Origin of the sequence: Blautia sp. MSK.18.38 (assembly GCF_024460535.1) — a bacterium.
GTDB classification, from domain to species: domain Bacteria; phylum Bacillota; class Clostridia; order Lachnospirales; family Lachnospiraceae; genus Blautia_A; species Blautia_A fusiformis.
Genome location: NZ_JANFYP010000002.1, coordinates 186280 through 205780, shown reverse-complemented (window position 1 = coordinate 205780; position 19501 = coordinate 186280). Strand labels below are relative to the sequence as shown.

At 44.0% G+C, this 19501-nt stretch carries 33 protein-coding genes; 30 read left to right on the top strand and 3 right to left on the bottom strand.

What is annotated here, in order from left to right:
* The first annotated feature begins 7 nt into the window (after positions 1–7).
* The 21 genes from rplB (at position 8) to infA (ending at position 10417) form a co-directional block, all read left to right on the top strand.
* A complete protein-coding gene (gene rplB, locus NE638_RS02450; RefSeq protein ID WP_015526920.1) occupies positions 8–853 on the top strand; it encodes a 50S ribosomal protein L2 in 846 nt (281 codons plus the stop codon).
* A gap of 15 nt (positions 854–868) precedes the next feature.
* A complete protein-coding gene (gene rpsS / locus NE638_RS02445; RefSeq protein WP_015526921.1) occupies positions 869–1150 on the top strand; it encodes a 30S ribosomal protein S19 in 282 nt (93 codons plus the stop codon).
* Between the two features lie 86 nt (positions 1151–1236).
* A complete protein-coding gene (rplV, locus tag NE638_RS02440; protein ID WP_015526922.1) occupies positions 1237–1626 on the top strand; it encodes a 50S ribosomal protein L22 in 390 nt (129 codons plus the stop codon).
* Between the two features lie 11 nt (positions 1627–1637).
* On the top strand, positions 1638–2294 hold the full coding sequence (rpsC, locus tag NE638_RS02435; RefSeq protein WP_015526923.1) for a 30S ribosomal protein S3: 657 nt from the start codon (positions 1638–1640) through the stop codon (positions 2292–2294).
* Positions 2294–2731, top strand: a complete 438-nt coding sequence (rplP, locus tag NE638_RS02430; RefSeq protein ID WP_015526924.1) for a 50S ribosomal protein L16 — start codon at positions 2294–2296, stop codon at positions 2729–2731. Before rpsC ends, rplP begins: the two co-directional genes overlap by 1 nt.
* Positions 2721–2930 (top strand): 50S ribosomal protein L29, encoded by a 210-nt coding sequence (gene rpmC, locus NE638_RS02425; RefSeq protein WP_021650762.1) that lies wholly within the window; start codon positions 2721–2723, stop codon positions 2928–2930. The genes rplP and rpmC overlap by 11 nt, the downstream gene beginning before the upstream one ends.
* 18 nt (positions 2931–2948) lie before the next feature.
* Entirely contained in the window at positions 2949–3203 is a 255-nt protein-coding gene (rpsQ, locus tag NE638_RS02420) for a 30S ribosomal protein S17 (RefSeq protein ID WP_021650763.1), read from the top strand.
* Positions 3204–3216: 13 nt separating this feature from the next.
* Positions 3217–3585, top strand: coding sequence for a 50S ribosomal protein L14 (gene rplN / locus NE638_RS02415; protein ID WP_019162495.1), 369 nt, complete (start codon positions 3217–3219; stop codon positions 3583–3585).
* An 11-nt stretch (positions 3586–3596) separates the two neighbouring features.
* Positions 3597–3908, top strand: coding sequence for a 50S ribosomal protein L24 (gene rplX / locus NE638_RS02410; protein WP_021650764.1), 312 nt, complete (start codon positions 3597–3599; stop codon positions 3906–3908).
* Positions 3909–3930: 22 nt separating this feature from the next.
* Positions 3931–4470 (top strand): 50S ribosomal protein L5, encoded by a 540-nt coding sequence (gene rplE / locus NE638_RS02405; RefSeq protein WP_021650765.1) that lies wholly within the window; start codon positions 3931–3933, stop codon positions 4468–4470.
* Between the two features lie 13 nt (positions 4471–4483).
* Entirely contained in the window at positions 4484–4669 is a 186-nt protein-coding gene (locus NE638_RS02400; RefSeq protein WP_015526927.1) for a type Z 30S ribosomal protein S14, read from the top strand.
* Positions 4670–4750: 81 nt separating this feature from the next.
* Positions 4751–5152: a 30S ribosomal protein S8 gene (rpsH, locus tag NE638_RS02395; RefSeq protein WP_015526928.1), complete on the top strand. Its 402-nt coding sequence runs from the start codon at positions 4751–4753 to the stop codon at positions 5150–5152.
* Positions 5153–5248: 96 nt separating this feature from the next.
* Positions 5249–5788 carry a 50S ribosomal protein L6 gene (gene rplF / locus NE638_RS02390; protein WP_015526929.1) on the top strand — a complete coding sequence of 180 codons (540 nt, stop codon included), beginning with the start codon at positions 5249–5251 and terminating at the stop codon, positions 5786–5788.
* Positions 5789–5805: 17 nt separating this feature from the next.
* Positions 5806–6174 (top strand): 50S ribosomal protein L18, encoded by a 369-nt coding sequence (rplR, locus tag NE638_RS02385; RefSeq protein WP_015526930.1) that lies wholly within the window; start codon positions 5806–5808, stop codon positions 6172–6174.
* 17 nt (positions 6175–6191) lie between these two features.
* Positions 6192–6701, top strand: a complete 510-nt coding sequence (gene rpsE, locus NE638_RS02380; protein WP_015526931.1) for a 30S ribosomal protein S5 — start codon at positions 6192–6194, stop codon at positions 6699–6701.
* A gap of 13 nt (positions 6702–6714) precedes the next feature.
* Positions 6715–6894 carry a 50S ribosomal protein L30 gene (gene rpmD / locus NE638_RS02375; protein WP_015526932.1) on the top strand — a complete coding sequence of 60 codons (180 nt, stop codon included), beginning with the start codon at positions 6715–6717 and terminating at the stop codon, positions 6892–6894.
* Between the two features lie 12 nt (positions 6895–6906).
* Positions 6907–7347, top strand: a complete 441-nt coding sequence (gene rplO, locus NE638_RS02370) for a 50S ribosomal protein L15 (protein WP_015526933.1) — start codon at positions 6907–6909, stop codon at positions 7345–7347.
* The gene (gene secY, locus NE638_RS02365; protein ID WP_015526934.1) at positions 7347–8660 is read left to right on the top strand and encodes a preprotein translocase subunit SecY; all 1314 of its coding nucleotides are present in this window, start codon (positions 7347–7349) and stop codon (positions 8658–8660) included. Before rplO ends, secY begins: the two co-directional genes overlap by 1 nt.
* A gap of 98 nt (positions 8661–8758) precedes the next feature.
* A complete protein-coding gene (locus NE638_RS02360; RefSeq protein ID WP_015526935.1) occupies positions 8759–9403 on the top strand; it encodes an adenylate kinase in 645 nt (214 codons plus the stop codon).
* Positions 9404–9405: 2 nt separating this feature from the next.
* Positions 9406–10164 (top strand): type I methionyl aminopeptidase, encoded by a 759-nt coding sequence (gene map, locus NE638_RS02355; protein WP_015526936.1) that lies wholly within the window; start codon positions 9406–9408, stop codon positions 10162–10164.
* Positions 10165–10198: 34 nt separating this feature from the next.
* On the top strand, positions 10199–10417 hold the full coding sequence (gene infA / locus NE638_RS02350; protein ID WP_005428560.1) for a translation initiation factor IF-1: 219 nt from the start codon (positions 10199–10201) through the stop codon (positions 10415–10417).
* A gap of 384 nt (positions 10418–10801) precedes the next feature.
* On the opposite strand, the gene NE638_RS02345 is transcribed toward infA, so the two are convergent.
* From NE638_RS02345 to NE638_RS02335, 3 genes are all read right to left on the bottom strand, one after another.
* Positions 10802–12124 carry a sodium-dependent transporter gene (locus NE638_RS02345; protein ID WP_173745736.1) on the bottom strand — a complete coding sequence of 441 codons (1323 nt, stop codon included), beginning with the start codon at positions 12122–12124 and terminating at the stop codon, positions 10802–10804.
* A gap of 174 nt (positions 12125–12298) precedes the next feature.
* On the bottom strand, positions 12299–13024 hold the full coding sequence (locus NE638_RS02340) for a UTRA domain-containing protein (RefSeq protein ID WP_173740432.1): 726 nt from the start codon (positions 13022–13024) through the stop codon (positions 12299–12301).
* Between the two features lie 319 nt (positions 13025–13343).
* On the bottom strand, positions 13344–14075 hold the full coding sequence (locus tag NE638_RS02335; RefSeq protein WP_173745735.1) for a YoaK family protein: 732 nt from the start codon (positions 14073–14075) through the stop codon (positions 13344–13346).
* Positions 14076–14296: 221 nt separating this feature from the next.
* Here NE638_RS02335 and rpmJ point away from each other — a divergent pair, with 221 nt between their 5' ends.
* From rpmJ to NE638_RS02290, 9 genes are all read left to right on the top strand, one after another.
* Complete coding sequence (rpmJ, locus tag NE638_RS02330; RefSeq protein WP_003022746.1) at positions 14297–14410, top strand: 50S ribosomal protein L36; 114 nt, start codon at positions 14297–14299, stop codon at positions 14408–14410.
* Between the two features lie 307 nt (positions 14411–14717).
* A complete protein-coding gene (gene rpsM / locus NE638_RS02325; RefSeq protein ID WP_008707282.1) occupies positions 14718–15086 on the top strand; it encodes a 30S ribosomal protein S13 in 369 nt (122 codons plus the stop codon).
* 55 nt (positions 15087–15141) lie between these two features.
* On the top strand, positions 15142–15534 hold the full coding sequence (rpsK, locus tag NE638_RS02320) for a 30S ribosomal protein S11 (protein WP_015526942.1): 393 nt from the start codon (positions 15142–15144) through the stop codon (positions 15532–15534).
* 16 nt (positions 15535–15550) lie between these two features.
* Positions 15551–16144, top strand: coding sequence for a 30S ribosomal protein S4 (gene rpsD / locus NE638_RS02315; protein ID WP_015526943.1), 594 nt, complete (start codon positions 15551–15553; stop codon positions 16142–16144).
* Between the two features lie 84 nt (positions 16145–16228).
* Entirely contained in the window at positions 16229–17188 is a 960-nt protein-coding gene (locus NE638_RS02310) for a DNA-directed RNA polymerase subunit alpha (RefSeq protein WP_059085345.1), read from the top strand.
* 91 nt (positions 17189–17279) lie between these two features.
* Positions 17280–17816, top strand: coding sequence for a bL17 family ribosomal protein (locus NE638_RS02305; RefSeq protein ID WP_021976084.1), 537 nt, complete (start codon positions 17280–17282; stop codon positions 17814–17816).
* A 198-nt stretch (positions 17817–18014) separates the two neighbouring features.
* Positions 18015–18179: a hypothetical protein gene (locus tag NE638_RS02300; protein WP_161206335.1), complete on the top strand. Its 165-nt coding sequence runs from the start codon at positions 18015–18017 to the stop codon at positions 18177–18179.
* Between the two features lie 35 nt (positions 18180–18214).
* Positions 18215–18394, top strand: coding sequence for a LytTR family transcriptional regulator DNA-binding domain-containing protein (locus tag NE638_RS02295; protein WP_235812329.1), 180 nt, complete (start codon positions 18215–18217; stop codon positions 18392–18394).
* 379 nt (positions 18395–18773) lie between these two features.
* On the top strand, positions 18774–19478 hold the full coding sequence (locus NE638_RS02290) for a phosphatidylinositol-specific phospholipase C/glycerophosphodiester phosphodiesterase family protein (RefSeq protein WP_227588377.1): 705 nt from the start codon (positions 18774–18776) through the stop codon (positions 19476–19478).
* Positions 19479–19501: the final 23 nt, after the last annotated feature.

Genomic DNA, 19501 nt, shown 5'->3' with positions numbered 1-19501 from the left:
AAACATCATGGGAATCAAAAGCTATAACCCATATACACCGTCAAGAAGACATATGACTGGTTCCGACTTCTCTGAGATTACAGCTGCAAAACCAGAGAAATCCCTCGTTACTTCCCTTAAGAAGAACGCTGGACGTAACAATCAGGGTAAGATCACTGTAAGACATCAGGGTGGCGGAAGCAGAAGAAAATACAGAATCATCGACTTCAAGAGAAGAAAAGATGGAATCCCTGCAACAGTTAAAACAATCGAGTACGATCCGAACAGAACAGCTAACATCGCTCTGATCTGCTACGCAGATGGCGAGAAAGCTTACATCCTCGCTCCAGAGGGACTTAAAGTAGGCCAGAAGGTTTACAATGGTCCGGAAGCTGAGGTTCGTGTTGGAAACTGCCTTCCACTGGAGCTTATCCCGGTTGGTACTATGGTTCACAACATTGAGCTTCATCCTGGAAAAGGCGGACAGATGGTTCGTTCTGCAGGAAACGGCGCACAGCTCATGGCTAAAGAAGGAAAGTACGCAACACTTCGTCTTCCTTCCGGTGAGATGAGAATGGTTCCGATCGTATGCCGCGCAACTGTTGGTGTAATCGGAAACGGAGATCACAACCTTATTAACATCGGTAAAGCCGGACGTAAACGTAACATGGGTATCAGACCTACAGTTCGTGGTTCCGTAATGAACCCGAATGACCATCCACATGGTGGTGGTGAAGGTAAGACCGGTATCGGACGCCCAGGTCCTTGCACACCGTGGGGCAAACCTGCTCTCGGCCTGAAGACCAGAAAGAAAAACAAACAGTCCAACAAGTACATCGTAAGAAGACGCGATGGAAAAGCATTATCGAAATAATAAGGAGGAGAAAGCATGTCTCGTTCACTGAAAAAAGGACCTTTTGCAGACCAGAGCTTACTTAAAAAAGTAGACGCTCTTAACGCTGCAAATGATAAATCCGTAATCAAAACTTGGTCTCGCCGTTCCACAATCTTCCCGTCTTTCGTAGGACACACAATCGCTGTTCATGACGGAAGAAAACATGTGCCGGTATATATCACAGAGGATATGGTAGGACACAAACTTGGTGAGTTCGTTGCAACAAGAACTTACAGAGGACACGGAAAAGACGAGAAGAAGTCCGGAGTACGCTAGTCATCAGATTTATAACTGCCCGCTGTCAATTTAAGACAGCTGGCAGATAACTTAGATATCGAATTTAAGAAAGGAGGCACTTTAAGATGGCAAAAGGACATAGAAGCCAGATAAAGAGAGCCAGAAATGAGAATAATAGAGAGACAAGGCCGTCTGCAAAGTTATCTTATGCAAGAATTTCTGTTCAGAAAGCCTGCTACGTATTAGATGCGATCCGTGGCAAAGATGTACAGACAGCACTTGGTATCCTGACATACAATCCGAGATACGCTTCCAGCGTGATCAAAAAACTGCTTGAGTCAGCAGTAGCAAACGCTGAGAACAACAACGGAATGAACGCAGACAACCTTTATGTTGCAGCATGCTATGCAGATAAGGGACCTACAATGAAGAGAATTCAGCCGAGAGCACAGGGTAGAGCTTACAGAATCGAGAAGAGAACTAGCCATATCACAGTTGTGCTTGATGAAAGGTAAGGAGGAAAAGCATGGGACAGAAAGTTAATCCGCATGGCCTTAGAGTCGGAGTTATCAAGGATTGGGATTCCAGATGGTATGCAGAAGACAAGTTTGCTGACTACCTGGTAGAAGACTACAACATCAGAACATTCCTTAAAAAGAAATTATACAGCGCAGGTGTTTCCAAAATCGAGATCGAGAGAGCATCTGACAGAGTTAAGATCATCATCTACACAGCAAAACCTGGTATCGTAATCGGTAAGGGCGGCGCAGAGATCGAGAAAGTTAAAGCTGAGCTTCAGAAATACACAGACAAGAAGCTTATCGTTGACATCAAAGAAGTTAAGAGACCGGACAAAGATGCACAGCTGGTTGCTGAGAACATTGCTCTTCAGCTTGAGAACCGTATTTCCTTCAGACGTGCTATGAAGTCCACAATGCAGAGAACAATGAAGGCTGGCGCTAAGGGAATCAAGACTTCCGTATCCGGACGTCTCGGCGGAGCTGATATGGCTCGTACAGAGTTCTACAGCGAGGGAACAATCCCGCTTCAGACACTTCGTGCAGATATCGACTATGGCTTTGCGGAAGCAGACACCACATACGGTAAAGTTGGTGTTAAGGCATGGATCTACAATGGTGAGATTCTTCCGACAAAAGGAACTAAGGAAGGGAGCGATAAATAATGTTAATGCCAAAAAGAGTAAAACGTCGTAAACAATTCCGTGGCTCCATGAGAGGAAAAGCCCTTAGAGGCAATGTTATCAACTATGGTGATTTCGGTCTTGTTGCTACTGAGCCATGTTGGATCAGATCTAATCAGATCGAGGCAGCCCGTGTTGCTATGACCCGTTACATCAAACGTGGCGGTAAAGTTTGGATTAAGATTTTCCCGGATAAACCGGTAACAGCTAAACCAGCTGAGACTCGAATGGGTTCCGGAAAAGGCGCTCTGGAGTACTGGGTAGCAGTAGTAAAACCAGGTCGTGTTATGTTTGAGATTGCAGGCGTGTCCGAAGAGGTTGCCCGTGAAGCATTACGTCTTGCAATGCACAAGTTACCATGTAAATGTAAAATCGTTTCTCGTGCAGACTTAGAAGGCGGTGATAACAGTGAAAATTAATAAGTTCGTGGAAGATTTAAAAGCAAAGTCAGTTGCAGAACTGAATGAAGAATTAGTAGCTGCTAAAAAAGAGCTTTTCAATCTGAGATTTCAGAATGCAACAAACCAGTTAGACAATACAGGACGAATCAAAGAGGTTCGTAAAAATATTGCCAGAATCCAGACAGTAATCACTGAGCAGGCAAACGCTTCCAAATAGGACAGGAGGACATAAATCGTGGAAAGAAATCTGAGAAAAACCCGCGTGGGTAAGGTTATCAGCGACAAAATGGATAAGACCATCGTAGTTGCAATTGAAGACCATGTAAAACATCCTCTTTACAAAAAAATCGTGAAGAGAACATATAAATTAAAAGCTCATGACGAGAACAATGAGTGCAACATCGGAGATACCGTTAAGGTAATGGAGACCAGACCGCTGTCCAAGGACAAGAGATGGAGACTGGTTGAGATCGTAGAGAAAGCTAAATAAGGAGGAAACCAGTATGATTCAGCAGGAAACTAGACTGAAAGTTGCCGACAACACTGGTGCAAAAGAAATCCTTTGTATTCGTGTTATGGGCGGCTCTACAAGAAGATATGCAAACATCGGTGACACAATTGTTGCTACGGTTAAAGATGCAACACCAGGCGGCGTTGTTAAAAAAGGTGACGTTGTTAAAGCTGTAGTTGTTAGAACTAAAAAAGGCGCTCGTCGTAAAGACGGATCTTACATCCGTTTCGATGAAAATGCTGCCGTAATTATCAAGGATGACTTAACTCCGAGAGGAACACGTATCTTTGGACCAGTTGCCAGAGAGCTTCGTGAGAAGAAATTCATGAAGATCGTTTCCTTAGCTCCGGAAGTATTATAGGAGGGTGCCGAATGTCAGCTATGAAAATTAAAAAAGGTGATACTGTAAAGGTAATCGCTGGAAAAGATAAAGGTAAGGACGGAAAGGTCCTTGCAGTTAACGTAAAAGACAACACAGTAGTTGTTGAGAACGTAAACATGGTTACAAAGCACGCTAAACCGTCCGCAGCTAATCAGAACGGTGGAATCGTGACAAAAGAAGCTCCACTTCATATCTCCAACGTAATGCTCGTTGTAGACGGAAAAGCTACAAGAGTTGGATTCAAGATGGATGGAGACAAAAAAGTTCGTGTTGCCAAAGCAACAGGAAAGACAATCGATTAATTAAGAGAGGAGGCATATAAAGGTGAGTAGATTAAAAGATCTTTACAAGAACGAGATCATGGATGCCATGACCAAGAAATTCGGATACAAAAACGTAATGGAAGTGCCAAAACTCGAGAAAATCGTTGTTAACATGGGTGTTGGCGAGGCAAAAGAGAACGCTAAACTTCTTGACGCTGCAATCGCAGATATGGAACTTGTTACAGGACAGAAAGCAATCGCTACAAAAGCTAAAAAATCTGTCGCTAACTTCAAAATCAGAGAGGGTATGCCGATCGGATGTAAAGTTACTCTGAGAGGCGAGAAGATGTATGAGTTCGCTGATCGTCTTATCAACCTTGCTCTTCCACGTGTACGTGACTTCCGTGGTGTTAACCCGAACGCATTCGACGGCAGAGGAAACTATGCTCTTGGTATCAAAGAGCAGCTGATCTTCCCAGAGGTTGAGTACGATAAGGTTGATAAAGTAAGAGGAATGGATGTTATCTTCGTTACAACTGCTAAAACAGATGAAGAGGCACGCGAATTACTGACATTATTCAACATGCCATTTGCTAAATAGGAGGAAAAGATTCATGGCTAAGACAGCAATGAAAATTAAACAGCAGCGTAAAGCTAAATTCTCCACAAGAGAGTATACTCGCTGCAGAATCTGTGGCCGTCCACATGCATACCTGAGAAAATACGGAATTTGCAGAATCTGCTTCCGTGAGCTGGCATACAAAGGTCAGATCCCGGGTGTTAAGAAAGCTTCCTGGTAGGCCGAGGCGAAAGCAACTTTTTAATCATTTAAATAATATTCACACGACATGTAAAGTCTGAAGAAAGAGGAGGAAACTTACATGACAATGAGCGATCCGATCGCAGATATGCTTACAAGAATCCGTAACGCAAATACTGCAAAACATGACACTGTAGACGTACCGGCATCCAAGATGAAAATTGCTATCGCAAACATCCTTGTAGATGAGGGATACATCGCAAAATATGATCTGGTTGAGGATGGAGTTGTTAAAACTCTTCACATCACACTGAAATATGGTGAGGACAAAAACCAGAAGATCATCACAGGACTTAAGAGAATCTCCAAACCAGGTCTTCGTGTATACGCAGGCAAGGATGAGCTTCCGAAGGTTCTTGGTGGACTTGGTATCGCAATCCTTTCCACAAACAAAGGCGTTATCACTGACAAAGAGGCTCGTAAGCTTCAGGTTGGTGGCGAGGTACTTGCATTCGTTTGGTAGGCCAAAGCCGCTTAACGAAGCAGTCATATAGCTTTTAAACTGAAAACAGAGAGGGCATGGGCCCTCTCCGACAATCTAAGTAAGGAGGACAAATTTATGTCACGAATCGGAAGACTTCCGGTTGCAATTCCAGCTGGCGTTGAGGTTACAGTCGCAGATGGAAACGTTGTAACAGTAAAAGGACCTAAGGGAACACTTGAGAGAGCACTCCCGACAGAGTTAGAGATCAAAGTTGAAGACGGTCATGTAGTTGTAACAAGACCGAACGACTTAAAGAGAATCAAAGCCCTTCACGGCTTAACAAGAAGCCTTATCCACAACATGGTTGTTGGTGTAAGCGAAGGATACAAAAAAGAGCTTGAGGTTAACGGTGTTGGTTACAGAGCTGCTAAGCAGGGCAAGAAACTTGTACTTAACCTCGGATATTCTCACCCGGTAGAGATGGAAGATCCAGAAGGTCTTGAGTCCACAGTTGACGGAAACAAGATCATCGTATCTGGTATCAGCAAAGAAAAAGTTGGCCAGTACGCAGCTGAGATCAGAGACAAGAGAAGACCTGAGCCATACAAGGGCAAGGGAATCAAGTACGTTGACGAAGTTATCAGACGTAAAGTCGGTAAGACCGGTAAGAAATAATTAAGGAGAGTGAGAATATGATTAACAAAGCATCCAGAAGCGAAATTCGCGAAAAGAAGCATAGAAGATTACGTCATCATTTAAACGGAACTGCAACTACTCCTCGTCTGGCAGTATTTCGTTCCAACAAGCACATCTATGCACAGATTATTGATGACACAGTTGGTAAAACTTTAGTATCCGCTTCTACTCTCCAGAAGGACGTAAAAGCAGAGCTTGAGAACACTGATGATGTACAGGCTGCAGCAAAAGTTGGAACAGTGATCGGTAAAAAAGCTGTTGAGGCTGGTATCGAGAGCGTTGTTTTCGACAGAGGTGGATATATCTACCACGGAAAAGTTAAAGCACTGGCAGATGCAGCAAGAGAAGCTGGACTGAAATTCTAAGAGGAGGAAAAGAACACATGAAACGTAATCTTATTGATGCTAGTCAGTTAGAGTTAGAAGATAAAGTAGTATCAATCAAGCGTGTTACCAAGGTTGTTAAAGGTGGTCGTAACTTCCGTTTCACAGCTTTAGTTGTTGTAGGTGACGGCAATGGACACGTTGGTGCAGGTTTAGGAAAAGCAGCAGAAATTCCGGAGGCGATCCGCAAAGGTAAAGAGGACGCTATGAAGAAGCTTGTTACTGTTGCAAGAGACGAGAACAATTCCATTACACATGACTTCATCGGAAAATTCGGAAGCGCTGAGATGCTTCTGAAGAGAGCTCCGGAAGGTACTGGAGTTATCGCCGGTGGCCCGGCACGTGCCGTAATCGAGCTTGCAGGTATCAAAAACATCCGTACAAAATGTATGGGTTCCAGAAATAAACAGAACGTAGTTCTGGCAACAATCGCAGGCCTGAGCCAGTTAAAGACTCCGGAAGAGGTTGCAAAGCTCCGCGGAAAATCTGTAGATGAGATTCTGGGTTAAGGAGGATATGGAAATGGCAGATACAATCAAGGTTACACTGGTAAAATCTCCAATCGGTGCAGTACCGAAACACAAAAAAACTGTAAAAGCTATGGGTCTTACAAAGATGCATAAAACAGTTGAGATGCCAGACAACGCTGCAACCAGAGGAATGATTCAGCAGGTGCAGCACCTGGTAAAAGTAGAAGATTAAGGAGGTGCCAGAATGGAATTATCAAACTTAAGACCCGCAGAGGGTTCCAAGCATAGCGATAACTTCAGAAGAGGCCGTGGACATGGTTCAGGAAACGGCAAAACTGCTGGTAAAGGACATAAAGGACAGCTTGCTCGTTCCGGACACAAGAAACCGGGATTCGAGGGAGGTCAGATGCCTTTATACAGACGTCTTCCTAAGAGAGGTTTCACTAACAGAAACTCTAAAGAAATTATCGCAATCAATGTAGACGTTCTCAATCGTTTTGAGGATGGCGCAGAGGTTACAGTTGACAGCTTACTTGCAAGCGGTGCAATCTCCAAGATCGGTGATGGTGTTAAGATCCTTGGAAACGGCGAGCTTACAAAAAAACTTAATGTTAAAGTAAACGCTGTCAGCGAGACTGCAAAAACAAAAATTGAAGCTGCTGGTGGTACAGTAGAGGTGATCTAATGTTTGAGACTCTTAAGAGTGTTTTCAAAGTAAAGGAAATGAGAAGAAAGCTTCTCTATCTGATCTGGATGATATTCGTGATCAGAATCGGATCCCAGCTTCCTGTACCGGGAGTCGACAGTGACTTCTTTAAGCAGTGGTTTGAATCTAATACCGGTGACGCATTCAATTTCTTTGATGCGTTCACCGGCGGTTCCTTTACTCAGATGTCAATTTTCGCATTGAACATCACACCTTACATTACTTCTTCCATTATCATTCAGCTTCTTACCATTGCCATTCCGGCACTGGAAGAGATGCAGCGTGACGGAGAAGAAGGAAGAAAAAAGCTTACAGCAATCACACGTTATGTAACGGTTGGTCTTGCTCTGTTTGAGTCTGTTGCCATGGCAATCGGATTTGGACGTCAGGGTATGATCCCGAACATGAGCTTCCTTAAAGGAATCGTAGTTGTTGCAAGTTTAACAGCGGGTTCCGCAATGCTTATGTGGCTGGGCGAGCGTATTACAGAGAAGGGCATTGGAAATGGTATTTCCATCGTCCTGACTATCAATATCGTGTCCAGGATCCCGAGTGATATGTCCCTTCTTTATGAGAACTTCGTCAAGGGCAAAACAATTGCAAAAGGAATGCTTGCAGCCTGCATCATTGCTGTGATTATTCTGTTTGTTGTAGTGCTCGTACTTATCCTCAACGGAGCAGAGAGAAGAATTCCGGTTCAGTATTCCAGAAAGATGGTTGGACGTAAAATGATGGGCGGTCAGTCCACAAACATCCCGCTCAAGGTAAATACTGCCGGCGTTATCCCGGTTATTTTTGCTTCCTCTATCATGTCTTTCCCGTCGATCATTGCTCAGTTCGCTGGCAAAGGAAACGGAACGGGCATCGGAAGTGAGATCTTAAGAGGACTTTCCTCCAATAACTGGTGTAATCCAAGTCAGATCCAGTACAGCTGGGGTCTGATCGTGTATGTGGTACTTTGCGTATTCTTCGCATACTTCTATACATCAATTACCTTTAATCCGTTGGAAGTAGCCGATAATATCAAAAAGCAGGGCGGTTTTATCCCAGGCATCCGTCCGGGAAAACCGACTTCAGATTATTTGACTAAAATCCTGAATTATATTATATTTATAGGTGCAGTAGGTCTTGTTATCGTGGCCGTTATACCGTTCTTCTTCAACGGTGTGTTCGGTGCGGATGTTTCCTTCGGCGGTACATCTATCATCATCATCGTAGGTGTTATCCTGGAGACCGTTAAGCAGGTGGAATCTCAGCTGCTTGTACGTAATTACAAAGGCTTCCTGAACTAATTGAAAATGAAGGTTGCGGTGCGAAAGTGTCGCAGCCTTGATTTGTAAACAGGACTGTCTGAAAATCAGGCAGAAAACAGGAAAATGGAGGGTATGCTATGAGAATTATTATGTTGGGTGCACCGGGGGCAGGTAAAGGTACTCAGGCTAAGAAAATTGCGGCGAAATATGGGATTCCGCACATCTCCACAGGAGATATTTTCCGTGCTAACATCAAAAACGGTACCGAGCTTGGAAACAAAGCAAAAACTTACATGGATCAGGGACTTCTTGTTCCGGATGAACTGACCTGCGACCTTGTTGTTGACAGAATTCAGCAGGATGACGCAAGGGAAGGGTATGTTCTGGATGGTTTCCCGAGAACAATTCCGCAGGCAGAATGTCTGACAGAGGCTCTGAACAAACTTGGAAGCAAAATTGATTATGCGATCGATGTGGATGTGCCGGATGATAACATCGTGAAACGTATGGGCGGACGCCGTGCATGTGTGAAATGCGGTGCAACTTATCACGTTGTATTTGCAGCACCGAAGACAGAGGGGGTCTGCGATACCTGTGGTGACAAGCTTGTACTCCGTGATGATGACAAGCCGGAAACAGTTCAGAAGCGTCTGAATGTTTATCATGAGCAGACACAGCCATTGATTGACTATTACACCACACAGGGTGTTTTGAAGACGGTAGACGGAACCAGGGATCTGAATGAGGTATTCCAGGAGATCGTTGACATCTTAGGAGAATAAGAATGTCCGTAACAATTAAGACACAGCATGAAATCGAACTTATGAGAGAAGCAGGCCATCTTCTTGAGAAGGTGCATGACGGTTTGATCCCTTACATCAAACCGGGTGTCAGCACCAAAGAGATTGATAAGATCGGGGAAGAAATGATCCGGTCTATGGGCTGTATTCCGAACTTTCTGAACTACGGAGGTTTTCCGGCTTCTTTCTGCATCAGCCTGAATGATGAGGTTGTGCATGGAATTCCATCCGAGGAGAAGATTATCCAGGACGGGGATCTGGTTAAGATCGACGCCGGCCTGATTTATAAGGGCTACCATTCTGACGCAGCACGTACCTATGCGGTAGGTGAAGTATCCAAAGAAGCACAGCAGCTCATTAAGGTTACAAGAGAGTGCTTTTTTGAAGGACTGAAAATGGCAAAAGCCGGAAATCATTTAAATGATATTTCCAAAGCCATCGGAGCCCACGCAGCGAAATACCGTTACGGTATTGTACGTGACCTTGTAGGACATGGAATCGGAACTCATCTTCATGAGGATCCGCAGATTCCAAACTTCCCGCAGAAGCGCAGGGGCATCAAGCTCCTTCCGGGAATGACCCTGGCCGTCGAGCCCATGATCAACCTTGGTCGTGCGGACGTGGCATGGCTGGACGATGAGTGGACAGTGGTAACCATGGATGGTTCACTTTCCGCCCACTATGAAAACACGATCCTCATCACCGATGGGGAACCAGAGATTCTGACGCTTACGAATCTGTAAGCAGCAATTGTTGTCATGACATAGGAGGTAAAAAATGTCAAAAGCAGATGTGATCGAAGTAGAAGGCACTGTTCTGGAGAAACTGCCTAATGCGATGTTTAAAGTGGAACTGGAAAACAAACATGTGGTACTTGCACATATCAGTGGCAAGCTCCGTATGAATTTTATCCGTATTCTCCCGGGAGATAAAGTAACGATCGAACTTTCTCCGTATGATCTTTCCAAAGGAAGAATCATCTGGAGAGATAAATAAGAAATATTGTAAAGGATGACCTGGTGGCGTCAAGCTGCCGGGTCTTTTTTTGCCTTTTCTGCAGAAAAGAATCTGAAGTGGAATTTATCACTCACATTTTTTTACGTTTCTCAGGCAGCGATACGGCTGCATCTTGGTCTGACTATGAAGTGGAGAAACCGGATACACTCTAAGAATGTAGAATAATTGGAAATCAGTGTAAAACTTAAACTTGTTGACAAACTGTGAAGTGAGTGTATTCAGGATATGCAGCAAATCGAAAATCCTGGCTTTACGAATATTATAAGATAAAACATAAAAATCCCTCGGAAATGATTAAAAAATCATTTTTCGGGGGATTTGTTTATGCAGATAATTTTTTATTTTACTTATGTTATCACCTTATCATCCGATCCCACCCAGCACAACACCAAGGATCAGCACCAGAAAGCACACCGGAATATAAAGATATTTACACACCGGGTAAAAATATTTCGTGAATGGTTTCTCGCGGCCTTTGCTGATCTGGCTTTCCACATAGCTCCGGCCGAAAATCCAGAAGAACATGATCCCTGCAAATCCTGCGCCGAGAGGACAGATATAGATGGAAAGCACATCCATCCAGTCAGAAACAATGCCCTGGATCAGCAGAGAAGCTACAACGCCGATTACGGCGATCACCATGCAGGAAGGAATCCGGCCAAGACCTGTTTTTTCCTGAACTGTGGCAATGGGGGCTTCATAAAGGTTCATAAGCGAGGTCATGCCTGCAAGGAACACAGCTACGAAAAAGATGATGGCAATGATCTGTCCGCCAGGCATGGTTTTGATCAGGTGCGGCAGGTAGATGAACAGAAGTCCGGGACCGCCCTGGTCAAGCTTGGCACCTGTGGTAGCCATGGCCGGAATGATAACAAGTGCTGCCAGCATAGCAGCCAGAGTATCAAAAAGTGCTACCCTTGCAGCAGATGCAGGGATATCTTCGCTGTCCGGAAGATAAGATCCGTAGATCAGTGTACCGTTGCCTGCAACAGACAGGGAGAAAAATGCCTGTCCAAGTGCGAAGATCCAGGTGGAAGGCTTTGCCAGAACTTCCGGCTCCACGCGGAAGATATAGCGGTATCCGGCAGCAGCTCCCGGCTGAAAGGCAACATAGATGCCAAGGATCACAAACAGTATAAAGAAGATAGGCATCATCACTTTATTGGCCTTTTCGATGCCGCTTCCAACGCCGTACATCAGGATAAACATGCAGATCACAAGAGCAGCCAGCTGCCAGAGATTATTTCCCCAGGCAGAGGCCATGCCTCCGAATTTGGCGCCAAAGGACTCAATATCTGCCGGTGCCAGGGTAGATCCTGTAAAGGTTCCGAGCATATATCGGAAGATCCATCCCATAACAACCGTATAACCGATAGCCATGGCCAGTGCACCGATCACCGGTATCCAGCCCAGTGTTTCACCCAGCCTTCGTCTGCATTTGGTTTCACAGGCCATGCCGAAGGCGTCAATGGGCCCGGAACGTGTCCCGCGGCCAAAGCTCATCTCACCGATCACCCCGGTAAAGCCGATCAGTGCCACAAAAATAAAATACGGGATCAGGAACGATCCCCCGCCATACAGGGAAACTCTGGTGGGAAACATCCAGATATTTCCCATTCCAACCGCAGACCCGATGCAGGCCAGAATGAACCCCCAGCGGCTGTTAAAAGATTCTCGTTTTTTCATAAAAATAAAATTTCCTCTCTCCGTTGATCGTTTCAGTATAACATAATTTTGGAAAATAGGAAACTGCAGCATCTATACAGATCCAGGTATCTATACAGATCTAGGCGGATATTTGTGAGCCACATTTGTCACCTGCTCATAACCGTATAGCTGCGAAGCAGTTATGAGCCTGGCTCATCGGCGCAGGGCATTATCATAAAATCGAAAATGATCCGGTTTGTGCCGTGACTGGGTATACTCAAACATCACACCGTCACTGTTATAAGTCTGGCTGGACACCACAGCCACGCAGTTATAATCCTTTACATTCAGATGAAGATATTTTTCATCAATTTCTGTAACCTTTTCCACAGTCATGATACGTTTGCTGTTGACAATGGTCATATGAAGCACCTGTTCCAGATATTCATAGATAGAATGACTGGCAATCTCGGCAGTAAGGCCGGGAACGGATTCCTTCAGAAAATAATTATGGTTGATGATCAGCGGGATATCTTCAAGATAATGGATACGCTGAATATAATATACTTCTGCACCAGCGGGAAATCCTGTGTAAGCTGACTGATTTTTGCTGATACAAAGCTCTGTAAAAAGAGCCACCTCCGTATGGGCATTCTGACCGTTCCTTGCAGCAGATTCCTTGAAGGTTTCGATCTCTCCGATGGTGAAAGCAGTCTTCTCGTTTGGACGGTAGATATTGCGGACACCTTTTCCCTGCATGGTCTGTACATAGCCGTCACTGACAAGAAGACTGACCGCACGTCGCAGAGTATTGCGGGAGCAGCTGTAAGTCTGGATCAGAGTGTTTTCGGAAGGCAGAAGCTCCTGATAGGCAAAGGTGTTGTCCTCTATTTTCATTTTCAGATCTTTATAGATATCTTCGTAAATACTTTTGGGCATTTCAATTCTCCATTCATGTTCGGTCAAAAATATATAGCAGGATTTATGATTTCTGGAACAATTATAAAAGATTTTCCCGGTAAGCGCAATGTAAATACCGTGGAATGTTTAAACAAGTTACAGAGCATATTGATATGTTATGAGGATAGTATGAGAAATATAGATGAAATCAATTTGTGGCCATTCAAAATCATGATACTGGATTTCGAACGCATATAAGCTGTAAGCGTCAGAGGGGCTTACGCGTAAACAAAAAAGGAAATGTGACAGTGTAAAAACAGATCACATTTCCTCTTATTTTATCAAAGCTAAAATAAAGTCAGGCCTCTTTTTTCTTATAGGAAAGATTTCTGAAGCTGCTGCCGTCAGAAGCTGTGCTTCGGGTAACTGCCGGTGTATCGGCTGCGGTATTCCGGTCTGCACTGATCAGCCATACAGCATAGAAGGCAGGAACCAGACAGAGCCATACGCCTGAGAGACCGCAGGTCATATACAGGATCAGAGACAAAGCTGCACCTGTATGAAAAGAAAGCAGCGTCATTCCGTAGAATTTTGCTTTATCGCACTGTGCGCTGTCCTTTTTCATAAGGAACTGAGTGACAGCTGTGGTGAACTGGCGAAGGTTGTTGGTGGAAAAGATCGTGGAGCTGTTATATCCGCCGGGAGCCTTGAAGGTACACCACTGGAAAGGCATTGCAAAGAACACAGGGTAAAGAGCCACAACCGGAGACATTCCGGAAGGAAAGAATCCCAGGAGCAGGATCGCAAAGATATCGATCCCGATACTGATAAAACGAAGATCTGCGGAAAAATGATCTGGGATCCAGACCGTAAGGATAACAGCAGCCATATATATGAGAAGCGCACCCACACGCAGAAGCATATCCGAAAAATCCCTGCCTATGAGATCCCGCACAACACCAAGAAGATTGGCTGTCTGGGCATTGCCGAAAAGATCAGCTCTTGACACAATGGCATAAAGCCCCAGGTATCCACCGATAAAAGATAAGGTGTAATGTATCAGAAAACGATATTTCATTTCCGTATGCATATGTAAAGATTCCTTTCATTAAAATAGGCAGATTCTATATGTCTGCCGGACTTTGCCACCCATTATAATACAGCCTGCAAAAAAAATCAAAAATTTTTTAAATTTTTTCTTGCATTTCAGGAAAACAGGTGTTAGTATATATTTCAAGCGCGCAAATACTGTGTATGAGTGCGCCTGTGAAACTGCAGATATGAGACTAATTTACGGAAGGAGGATTTCCAGTGAAAGTAAGATCATCTGTAAAGCCGATCTGCGAGAAGTGCAAGGTCATTAAGAGAAAGGGATCCATCAGAATCATCTGTGAGAACCCGAAGCACAAACAGCGTCAGGGTTGATTTCCATATCGGGACTTCTTTGGAATGTTTGTGAAACGTGCGGCTGCAGTATGAAACACCCGGCAGGGTTGTTCTACTGAACAGATAATAAGCATGTATTGCCTAATACCGAGAGGCAACAGCGGTTAAGATCCGCAATTTCGGAAAGGCTGTGATTCGCCAATTACAGCTGGGTGTTTTACCGAGGCACCCCAATTAGGAAACTAGAAAAGAAAGCGGCAGGTCGATATGTCCCATTTCACCTTGCGAGAGCAAGTGACATACGATATGCGGAACTTTCAGAAACAGAAAATGGAGGAAACAGTACATGGCTCGTATAGCTGGTGTAGACTTACCAAGAGAGAAACGTATTGAAATCGGTCTTACCTACATTTATGGAATTGGTAGACCAAGCGCAGACAAAATTCTTGCTAAAGCAGAGGTTAATCCTGACACACGTGTCAGAGATCTGACTGATGACGAGGTTAAGAGACTGAGTGCTGTTATTGATGAGACAATGACAGTAGAAGGTGATCTGAGAAGGGAAATCGCCCTTAACATCAAGAGACTGCAGGAGATTGGATGCTACAGAGGTATCCGTCATCGTAAAGGACTCCCGGTTCGTGGTCAGAAGACTAAGACAAATGCGAGAACTCGCAAGGGACCGAAGAGAACTGTTGCAAACAAGAAGAAATAATTTATAGATATAACTAATTAATTTCAATAAAAGGAAAGTGTAGGTTAGTTTTAAAATGGCAAAAGTTACAAAGAAAACGACAAAACGTCGTGTCAAGAAAAACGTTGAACACGGACAGGCACACATTCAGTCTTCCTTCAACAATACAATCGTCACACTGACAGATAACGAAGGAAACGCTCTTTCATGGGCAAGTGCCGGTGGTCTTGGATTTAAAGGTTCAAGGAAATCTACCCCTTATGCAGCACAGATGGCAGCAGAGACTGCAACAAAGGCTGCTTTAATTCATGGATTAAAAACAGTAGACGTTATGGTAAAAGGCCCGGGCTCAGGCCGTGAAGCTGCAATCCGTGCGCTTCAGGCATGCGGACTTGAAGTAACCAGCATTCGTGACGTAACTCCGGTTCCTCACAACGGATGCCGTCCACCAAAACGCAGAAGAGTCTAATTAGGAGGTAGTTGAAATGGCAGTAAATAGAGTACCTGTTCTGAAAAGATGCAGATCCCTTGGCCTGGATCCGATTTACTTAGGAATTGATAAGAAGTCCACAAGACAGTTAAAACGTGCAAACCGCAAGGTGTCTGAGTATGGTCTTCAGTTAAAAGAGAAACAGAAAGCAAAATTTATCTACGGAGTTCTTGAGAAACCTTTCCGTAACTACTACAAGAAAGCCGACAGAATGCAGGGCCAGACAGGTGAGAACCTTATGGTTATGCTTGAGAGCAGACTTGACAACATCGTCTTCCGTATGGGATTTGCCAGAACAAGAAGAGAGGCTCGTCAGATCGTAGATCACAAGCACGTACTTGTTAACGGAAAATGTGTAAACATTCCGTCCTACCTGTGCAAAGCAGGAGACACAATTGAGATCAGAGAGAAGAGCAAAGGCTCTGAGAGATATAAAGGAATCCTTGAGATCACTGGCGGAAGACTTGTTCCGGAGTGGATCGACGTTGATCAGGAGAACCTGAAGGGTGTAGTTAAAGAGCTTCCTACAAGAGAGCAGATCGATGTTCCTGTAAACGAGATGCTTATCGTCGAGCTGTATTCTAAATAATTAGTAACTGTTTACTGTGTCTACAGTTACAAAAATTGGTAATACCCTCGAATGTTGATTAACCCAGAAGGAGGGAACCTTATAGTGTTTGATTTCAATAAACCAAAAATCGAAATTACCGAAATATCCGAAGATAAGAAGTTTGGAAGATTCGTTGTAGAGCCTCTGGAAAGAGGTTATGGTACTACCCTTGGCAATTCTTTAAGAAGAATTATGCTGTCCTCCCTTCCGGGAGCTGCAGTAAGCCAGGTGAAGATCGATGGTGTACTTCATGAATTCAGCTCCATTCCGGGCGTGAAGGAAGATGTGACCGAAATCATCATGAATCTGAAATCTCTTGCCATTAAGAATCACAGCAGTGACAATGAGCCGAAGACCGCATACATTGAGTGTGAGGGCAAAGGTGTTGTTACAGCAGCTGATATCCAGGCAGATCAGGATATTGAGATCATGAACCCGGATCAGGTGATCGCAACCCTGAACGGTGGAAAAGACTGCAGACTGGCCATGGAGCTTACCATTACAAAGGGACGTGGCTATATCAGTGCAGACAAAGGCAAAACCGATGACATGCCGATCGGTATGATCGCAGTGGATGCGATCTACACACCGGTAGACAGAGTCAACATGATCGTAGAGAATACACGAGTTGGTCAGGTAACTGACTTCGACAAGCTTACACTGGATGTATATACCAATGGAACACTTGATCCGGATGAGGCAGTCAGCCTTGCAGCGAAGGTTCTCAGCGAGCATTTAAACCTGTTCATTGATCTTTCCGAGAATGCTAAGACCGCAGAGGTTATGATCGAGAAAGAAGACAATGAGAAGGAAAAGGTTCTGGAGATGAGCATTGATGAGCTTGAGCTCTCAGTTCGTTCCTACAACTGCCTTAAGAGAGCCGGTATCAATACGGTTGAAGAATTATGCAACAAGACTTCTGACGATATGATGAAGGTTCGTAATCTGGGCCGCAAATCCTTAGAGGAAGTACTTGCAAAACTCAAAGAGCTGGGACTTCAGCTCCAGCCTACAGAGGAATAATCCGGAAACAGAGTAATGAGTGGGGTGTCAGCAGCAGGGCAGTAAGACCGAACAAGCATGTCCTGGTGTCCCACAGATGGAGGATAATAAAATGGCAAAATATAGAAAATTAAGCAGAACATCTAACCAGAGAAAAGCACTTCTCAGAAATCAGGTTACAAACCTTCTTCATCACGGAAAGATCGTGACAACAGAAGCTAAGGCTAAAGAGATCCGTAAGATCGCTGAGGGACTTATCGCTATGGCTGTACGTGAGAAAGACAATTTCGAGACAGTTACAGTAACAGCTAAGGTTGCTCGTAAAGATGCTGACGGAAAACGTGTAAAAGAAGTCGTAGACGGCAAAAAGAAAACAGTTTACGATGAAGTTCAGAAAGAGATCAAGAAAGATGCTCCTTCCAGACTTCATGCACGTCGTGAGATGATGAAAGTTTTCTATCCTGTAACAGAGGTTCCTGCTAAGGGCGCTGGCAGAAAGAAAAATACAAAAGAAGTTGACATGGTTGACAAGATGTTCAGCGAGATCGCTCCGAAATACGCAGATCGTAACGGTGGTTACACAAGAATCGTTAAGATCGGACAGCGTAAAGGCGATGCAGCAATGGAAGTTCTTATCGAGCTTGTATAATTTACTTCTGACCGATTTAAAGGACATTTGCAGAAATGCAGATGTCCTTTTTTAATATTCCAAAAAACTCGAAAAAATGCATAAATGGTGGGTTTTCGACCATAAATTACATTAAGATATCATAATTTGAATAACAAATCATGGTATAATATATAGAACAAAAAGTAACAATGATGGAGTAAAAGGGGATACATAAATATGACGATGATGACCATTGCCATTTGTGATGATATGCAGACGGATGCGAGAAAACTTCACAAACAGCTTGAGCGGATCGTTCCAGGGTCAGAAATTCGGATATTTAAAAGCGGCGAGCTTTTATTGGAAGAATTGGAAAAGAAAAGGAAACCTGAGGTAAGCTGAATGACTTCGAAAAACAGCTTGACGACGGTACATTTTTGCGGTGTCATCAGAGCTTTATAGTAAATATGGAACGGGTCACAGGAGCTGAAAATGACAGCTTCCATATCGGAGAGCATGTAATACCGATCTCCCGATCCTATAATCGGAATGCACACGAGAAATATGATGAATATCTGAGGCTTCAGCAGGAATATGACGAGGAAGAAGAGGATTAACTTGATTATTATCCTTTTTTAGCGTACAATCGGTAATGTATGAAATACGACTACACGTATGCGAAAGGATGATAAACATGGTCGGTGGGACTTTTGGTATTACCGGACAGAAACAATATAGGAATGATTTGGGACAGGTTCCCGGATATGATAAATTTGCAGAAGATAAAAAGGAAAGCAGCGAGGAAATGTTTTCCTTTACGTCTTGTGCATTTTTTTGTTGCCTGAGATGATGCGACGTTTTATACTGACATTGGAAATACTGTTTGTATCGCTTTTTCTTCTGGGAGGTAGTTTCCCGGAAACAGAAACTGCCCGGAATACATCAGGAGGATTTAGCTGGAAGGACTACAGGACCATTGCACATGCTCTGGGAGGTATGGACGGAAAGGATTACCTGAATTCCAGAGAGGGATTTCTGTTCATGTATGAACAGGGAGTTCGTCTTTTTGAATTGGATCTTTCCAGGACATCCGATGGAGTATGGGTCTGCAGGCATAACTGGAACGATTCCATGGGACAGTGGGATGGCAACGGAAAAAAAGTCCTTACAGAAAAGGAATTCAGACAAAGTAAAATATATGGGAAATACACCCCCATGACACTGGAGGATTTTTTCCTTCTTCTGAAAGATTATCCGGATGCATATGTACTGATCGATTCCAAACAGTATTCTCTTCGCAATTATCAGAGAACACTGGAGGATTACAGTGATTATGTGGAAATCGCCAGGAATGCAGGTGCCGGTGAGACGCTGGATCGGATCATTCCGGAAATCTACAATGAAGCAATGTTTCCCGGAACGGCCATGCTCTATTCTTTTCCTTCCTATGTATATTCACTGTGGCAGGAGTATTCTGTGGAAGAGCTGGAGTATATTGCATCCTTCTGTAAAGAAAAGGGAATTCCGGCAGCAACAGTATACTGGGAGTATTGGTCAGAAGAAACGGAGAAGATCTTTGAAAAAAACGGGATCAGTCTGTATGTTTATACGGTTAATGACCGTGACCAGGCCAGAAGATACATTTCGCAGGGAGCAGAAGGAATCTGTACCGATTTCCTGACAGCGGAAGATCTGTGGTAAGAGAAATAAAAACAAAGGAATCA

What these genes read in the sequence shown, in the direction of transcription:
- rplB (WP_015526920.1), top strand. Translation starts at nt 8, where the DNA reads ATGGGAATCAAAAGCTATAACCCATATACACCGTCAAGAAGACATATG.
- rplP (WP_015526924.1), top strand. Translation starts at nt 2,294, where the DNA reads ATGTTAATGCCAAAAAGAGTAAAACGTCGTAAACAATTCCGTGGCTCC.
- rplR (WP_015526930.1), top strand. Translation starts at nt 5,806, where the DNA reads ATGATTAACAAAGCATCCAGAAGCGAAATTCGCGAAAAGAAGCATAGA.
- rpsE (WP_015526931.1), top strand. Translation starts at nt 6,192, where the DNA reads ATGAAACGTAATCTTATTGATGCTAGTCAGTTAGAGTTAGAAGATAAA.
- NE638_RS02290 (WP_227588377.1), top strand. Translation starts at nt 18,774, where the DNA reads ATGGACGGAAAGGATTACCTGAATTCCAGAGAGGGATTTCTGTTCATG.
- NE638_RS02305 (WP_021976084.1), top strand. Translation starts at nt 17,280, where the DNA reads ATGGCAAAATATAGAAAATTAAGCAGAACATCTAACCAGAGAAAAGCA.
- rpsC (WP_015526923.1), top strand. Translation starts at nt 1,638, where the DNA reads ATGGGACAGAAAGTTAATCCGCATGGCCTTAGAGTCGGAGTTATCAAG.
- infA (WP_005428560.1), top strand. Translation starts at nt 10,199, where the DNA reads ATGTCAAAAGCAGATGTGATCGAAGTAGAAGGCACTGTTCTGGAGAAA.
- NE638_RS02340 (WP_173740432.1), bottom strand. Translation starts at nt 13,024, where the DNA reads ATGCCCAAAAGTATTTACGAAGATATCTATAAAGATCTGAAAATGAAA.
- rpsD (WP_015526943.1), top strand. Translation starts at nt 15,551, where the DNA reads ATGGCAGTAAATAGAGTACCTGTTCTGAAAAGATGCAGATCCCTTGGC.
- rpsK (WP_015526942.1), top strand. Translation starts at nt 15,142, where the DNA reads ATGGCAAAAGTTACAAAGAAAACGACAAAACGTCGTGTCAAGAAAAAC.
- secY (WP_015526934.1), top strand. Translation starts at nt 7,347, where the DNA reads ATGTTTGAGACTCTTAAGAGTGTTTTCAAAGTAAAGGAAATGAGAAGA.
- NE638_RS02400 (WP_015526927.1), top strand. Translation starts at nt 4,484, where the DNA reads ATGGCTAAGACAGCAATGAAAATTAAACAGCAGCGTAAAGCTAAATTC.
- rpsH (WP_015526928.1), top strand. Translation starts at nt 4,751, where the DNA reads ATGACAATGAGCGATCCGATCGCAGATATGCTTACAAGAATCCGTAAC.
- NE638_RS02360 (WP_015526935.1), top strand. Translation starts at nt 8,759, where the DNA reads ATGAGAATTATTATGTTGGGTGCACCGGGGGCAGGTAAAGGTACTCAG.
- NE638_RS02300 (WP_161206335.1), top strand. Translation starts at nt 18,015, where the DNA reads ATGACGATGATGACCATTGCCATTTGTGATGATATGCAGACGGATGCG.
- map (WP_015526936.1), top strand. Translation starts at nt 9,406, where the DNA reads ATGTCCGTAACAATTAAGACACAGCATGAAATCGAACTTATGAGAGAA.
- NE638_RS02345 (WP_173745736.1), bottom strand. Translation starts at nt 12,124, where the DNA reads ATGAAAAAACGAGAATCTTTTAACAGCCGCTGGGGGTTCATTCTGGCC.
- rplN (WP_019162495.1), top strand. Translation starts at nt 3,217, where the DNA reads ATGATTCAGCAGGAAACTAGACTGAAAGTTGCCGACAACACTGGTGCA.
- rpsM (WP_008707282.1), top strand. Translation starts at nt 14,718, where the DNA reads ATGGCTCGTATAGCTGGTGTAGACTTACCAAGAGAGAAACGTATTGAA.
- rplF (WP_015526929.1), top strand. Translation starts at nt 5,249, where the DNA reads ATGTCACGAATCGGAAGACTTCCGGTTGCAATTCCAGCTGGCGTTGAG.
- rplV (WP_015526922.1), top strand. Translation starts at nt 1,237, where the DNA reads ATGGCAAAAGGACATAGAAGCCAGATAAAGAGAGCCAGAAATGAGAAT.
- rpsS (WP_015526921.1), top strand. Translation starts at nt 869, where the DNA reads ATGTCTCGTTCACTGAAAAAAGGACCTTTTGCAGACCAGAGCTTACTT.
- NE638_RS02335 (WP_173745735.1), bottom strand. Translation starts at nt 14,075, where the DNA reads ATGCATACGGAAATGAAATATCGTTTTCTGATACATTACACCTTATCT.
- rplO (WP_015526933.1), top strand. Translation starts at nt 6,907, where the DNA reads ATGGAATTATCAAACTTAAGACCCGCAGAGGGTTCCAAGCATAGCGAT.
- rpmD (WP_015526932.1), top strand. Translation starts at nt 6,715, where the DNA reads ATGGCAGATACAATCAAGGTTACACTGGTAAAATCTCCAATCGGTGCA.
- rplX (WP_021650764.1), top strand. Translation starts at nt 3,597, where the DNA reads ATGTCAGCTATGAAAATTAAAAAAGGTGATACTGTAAAGGTAATCGCT.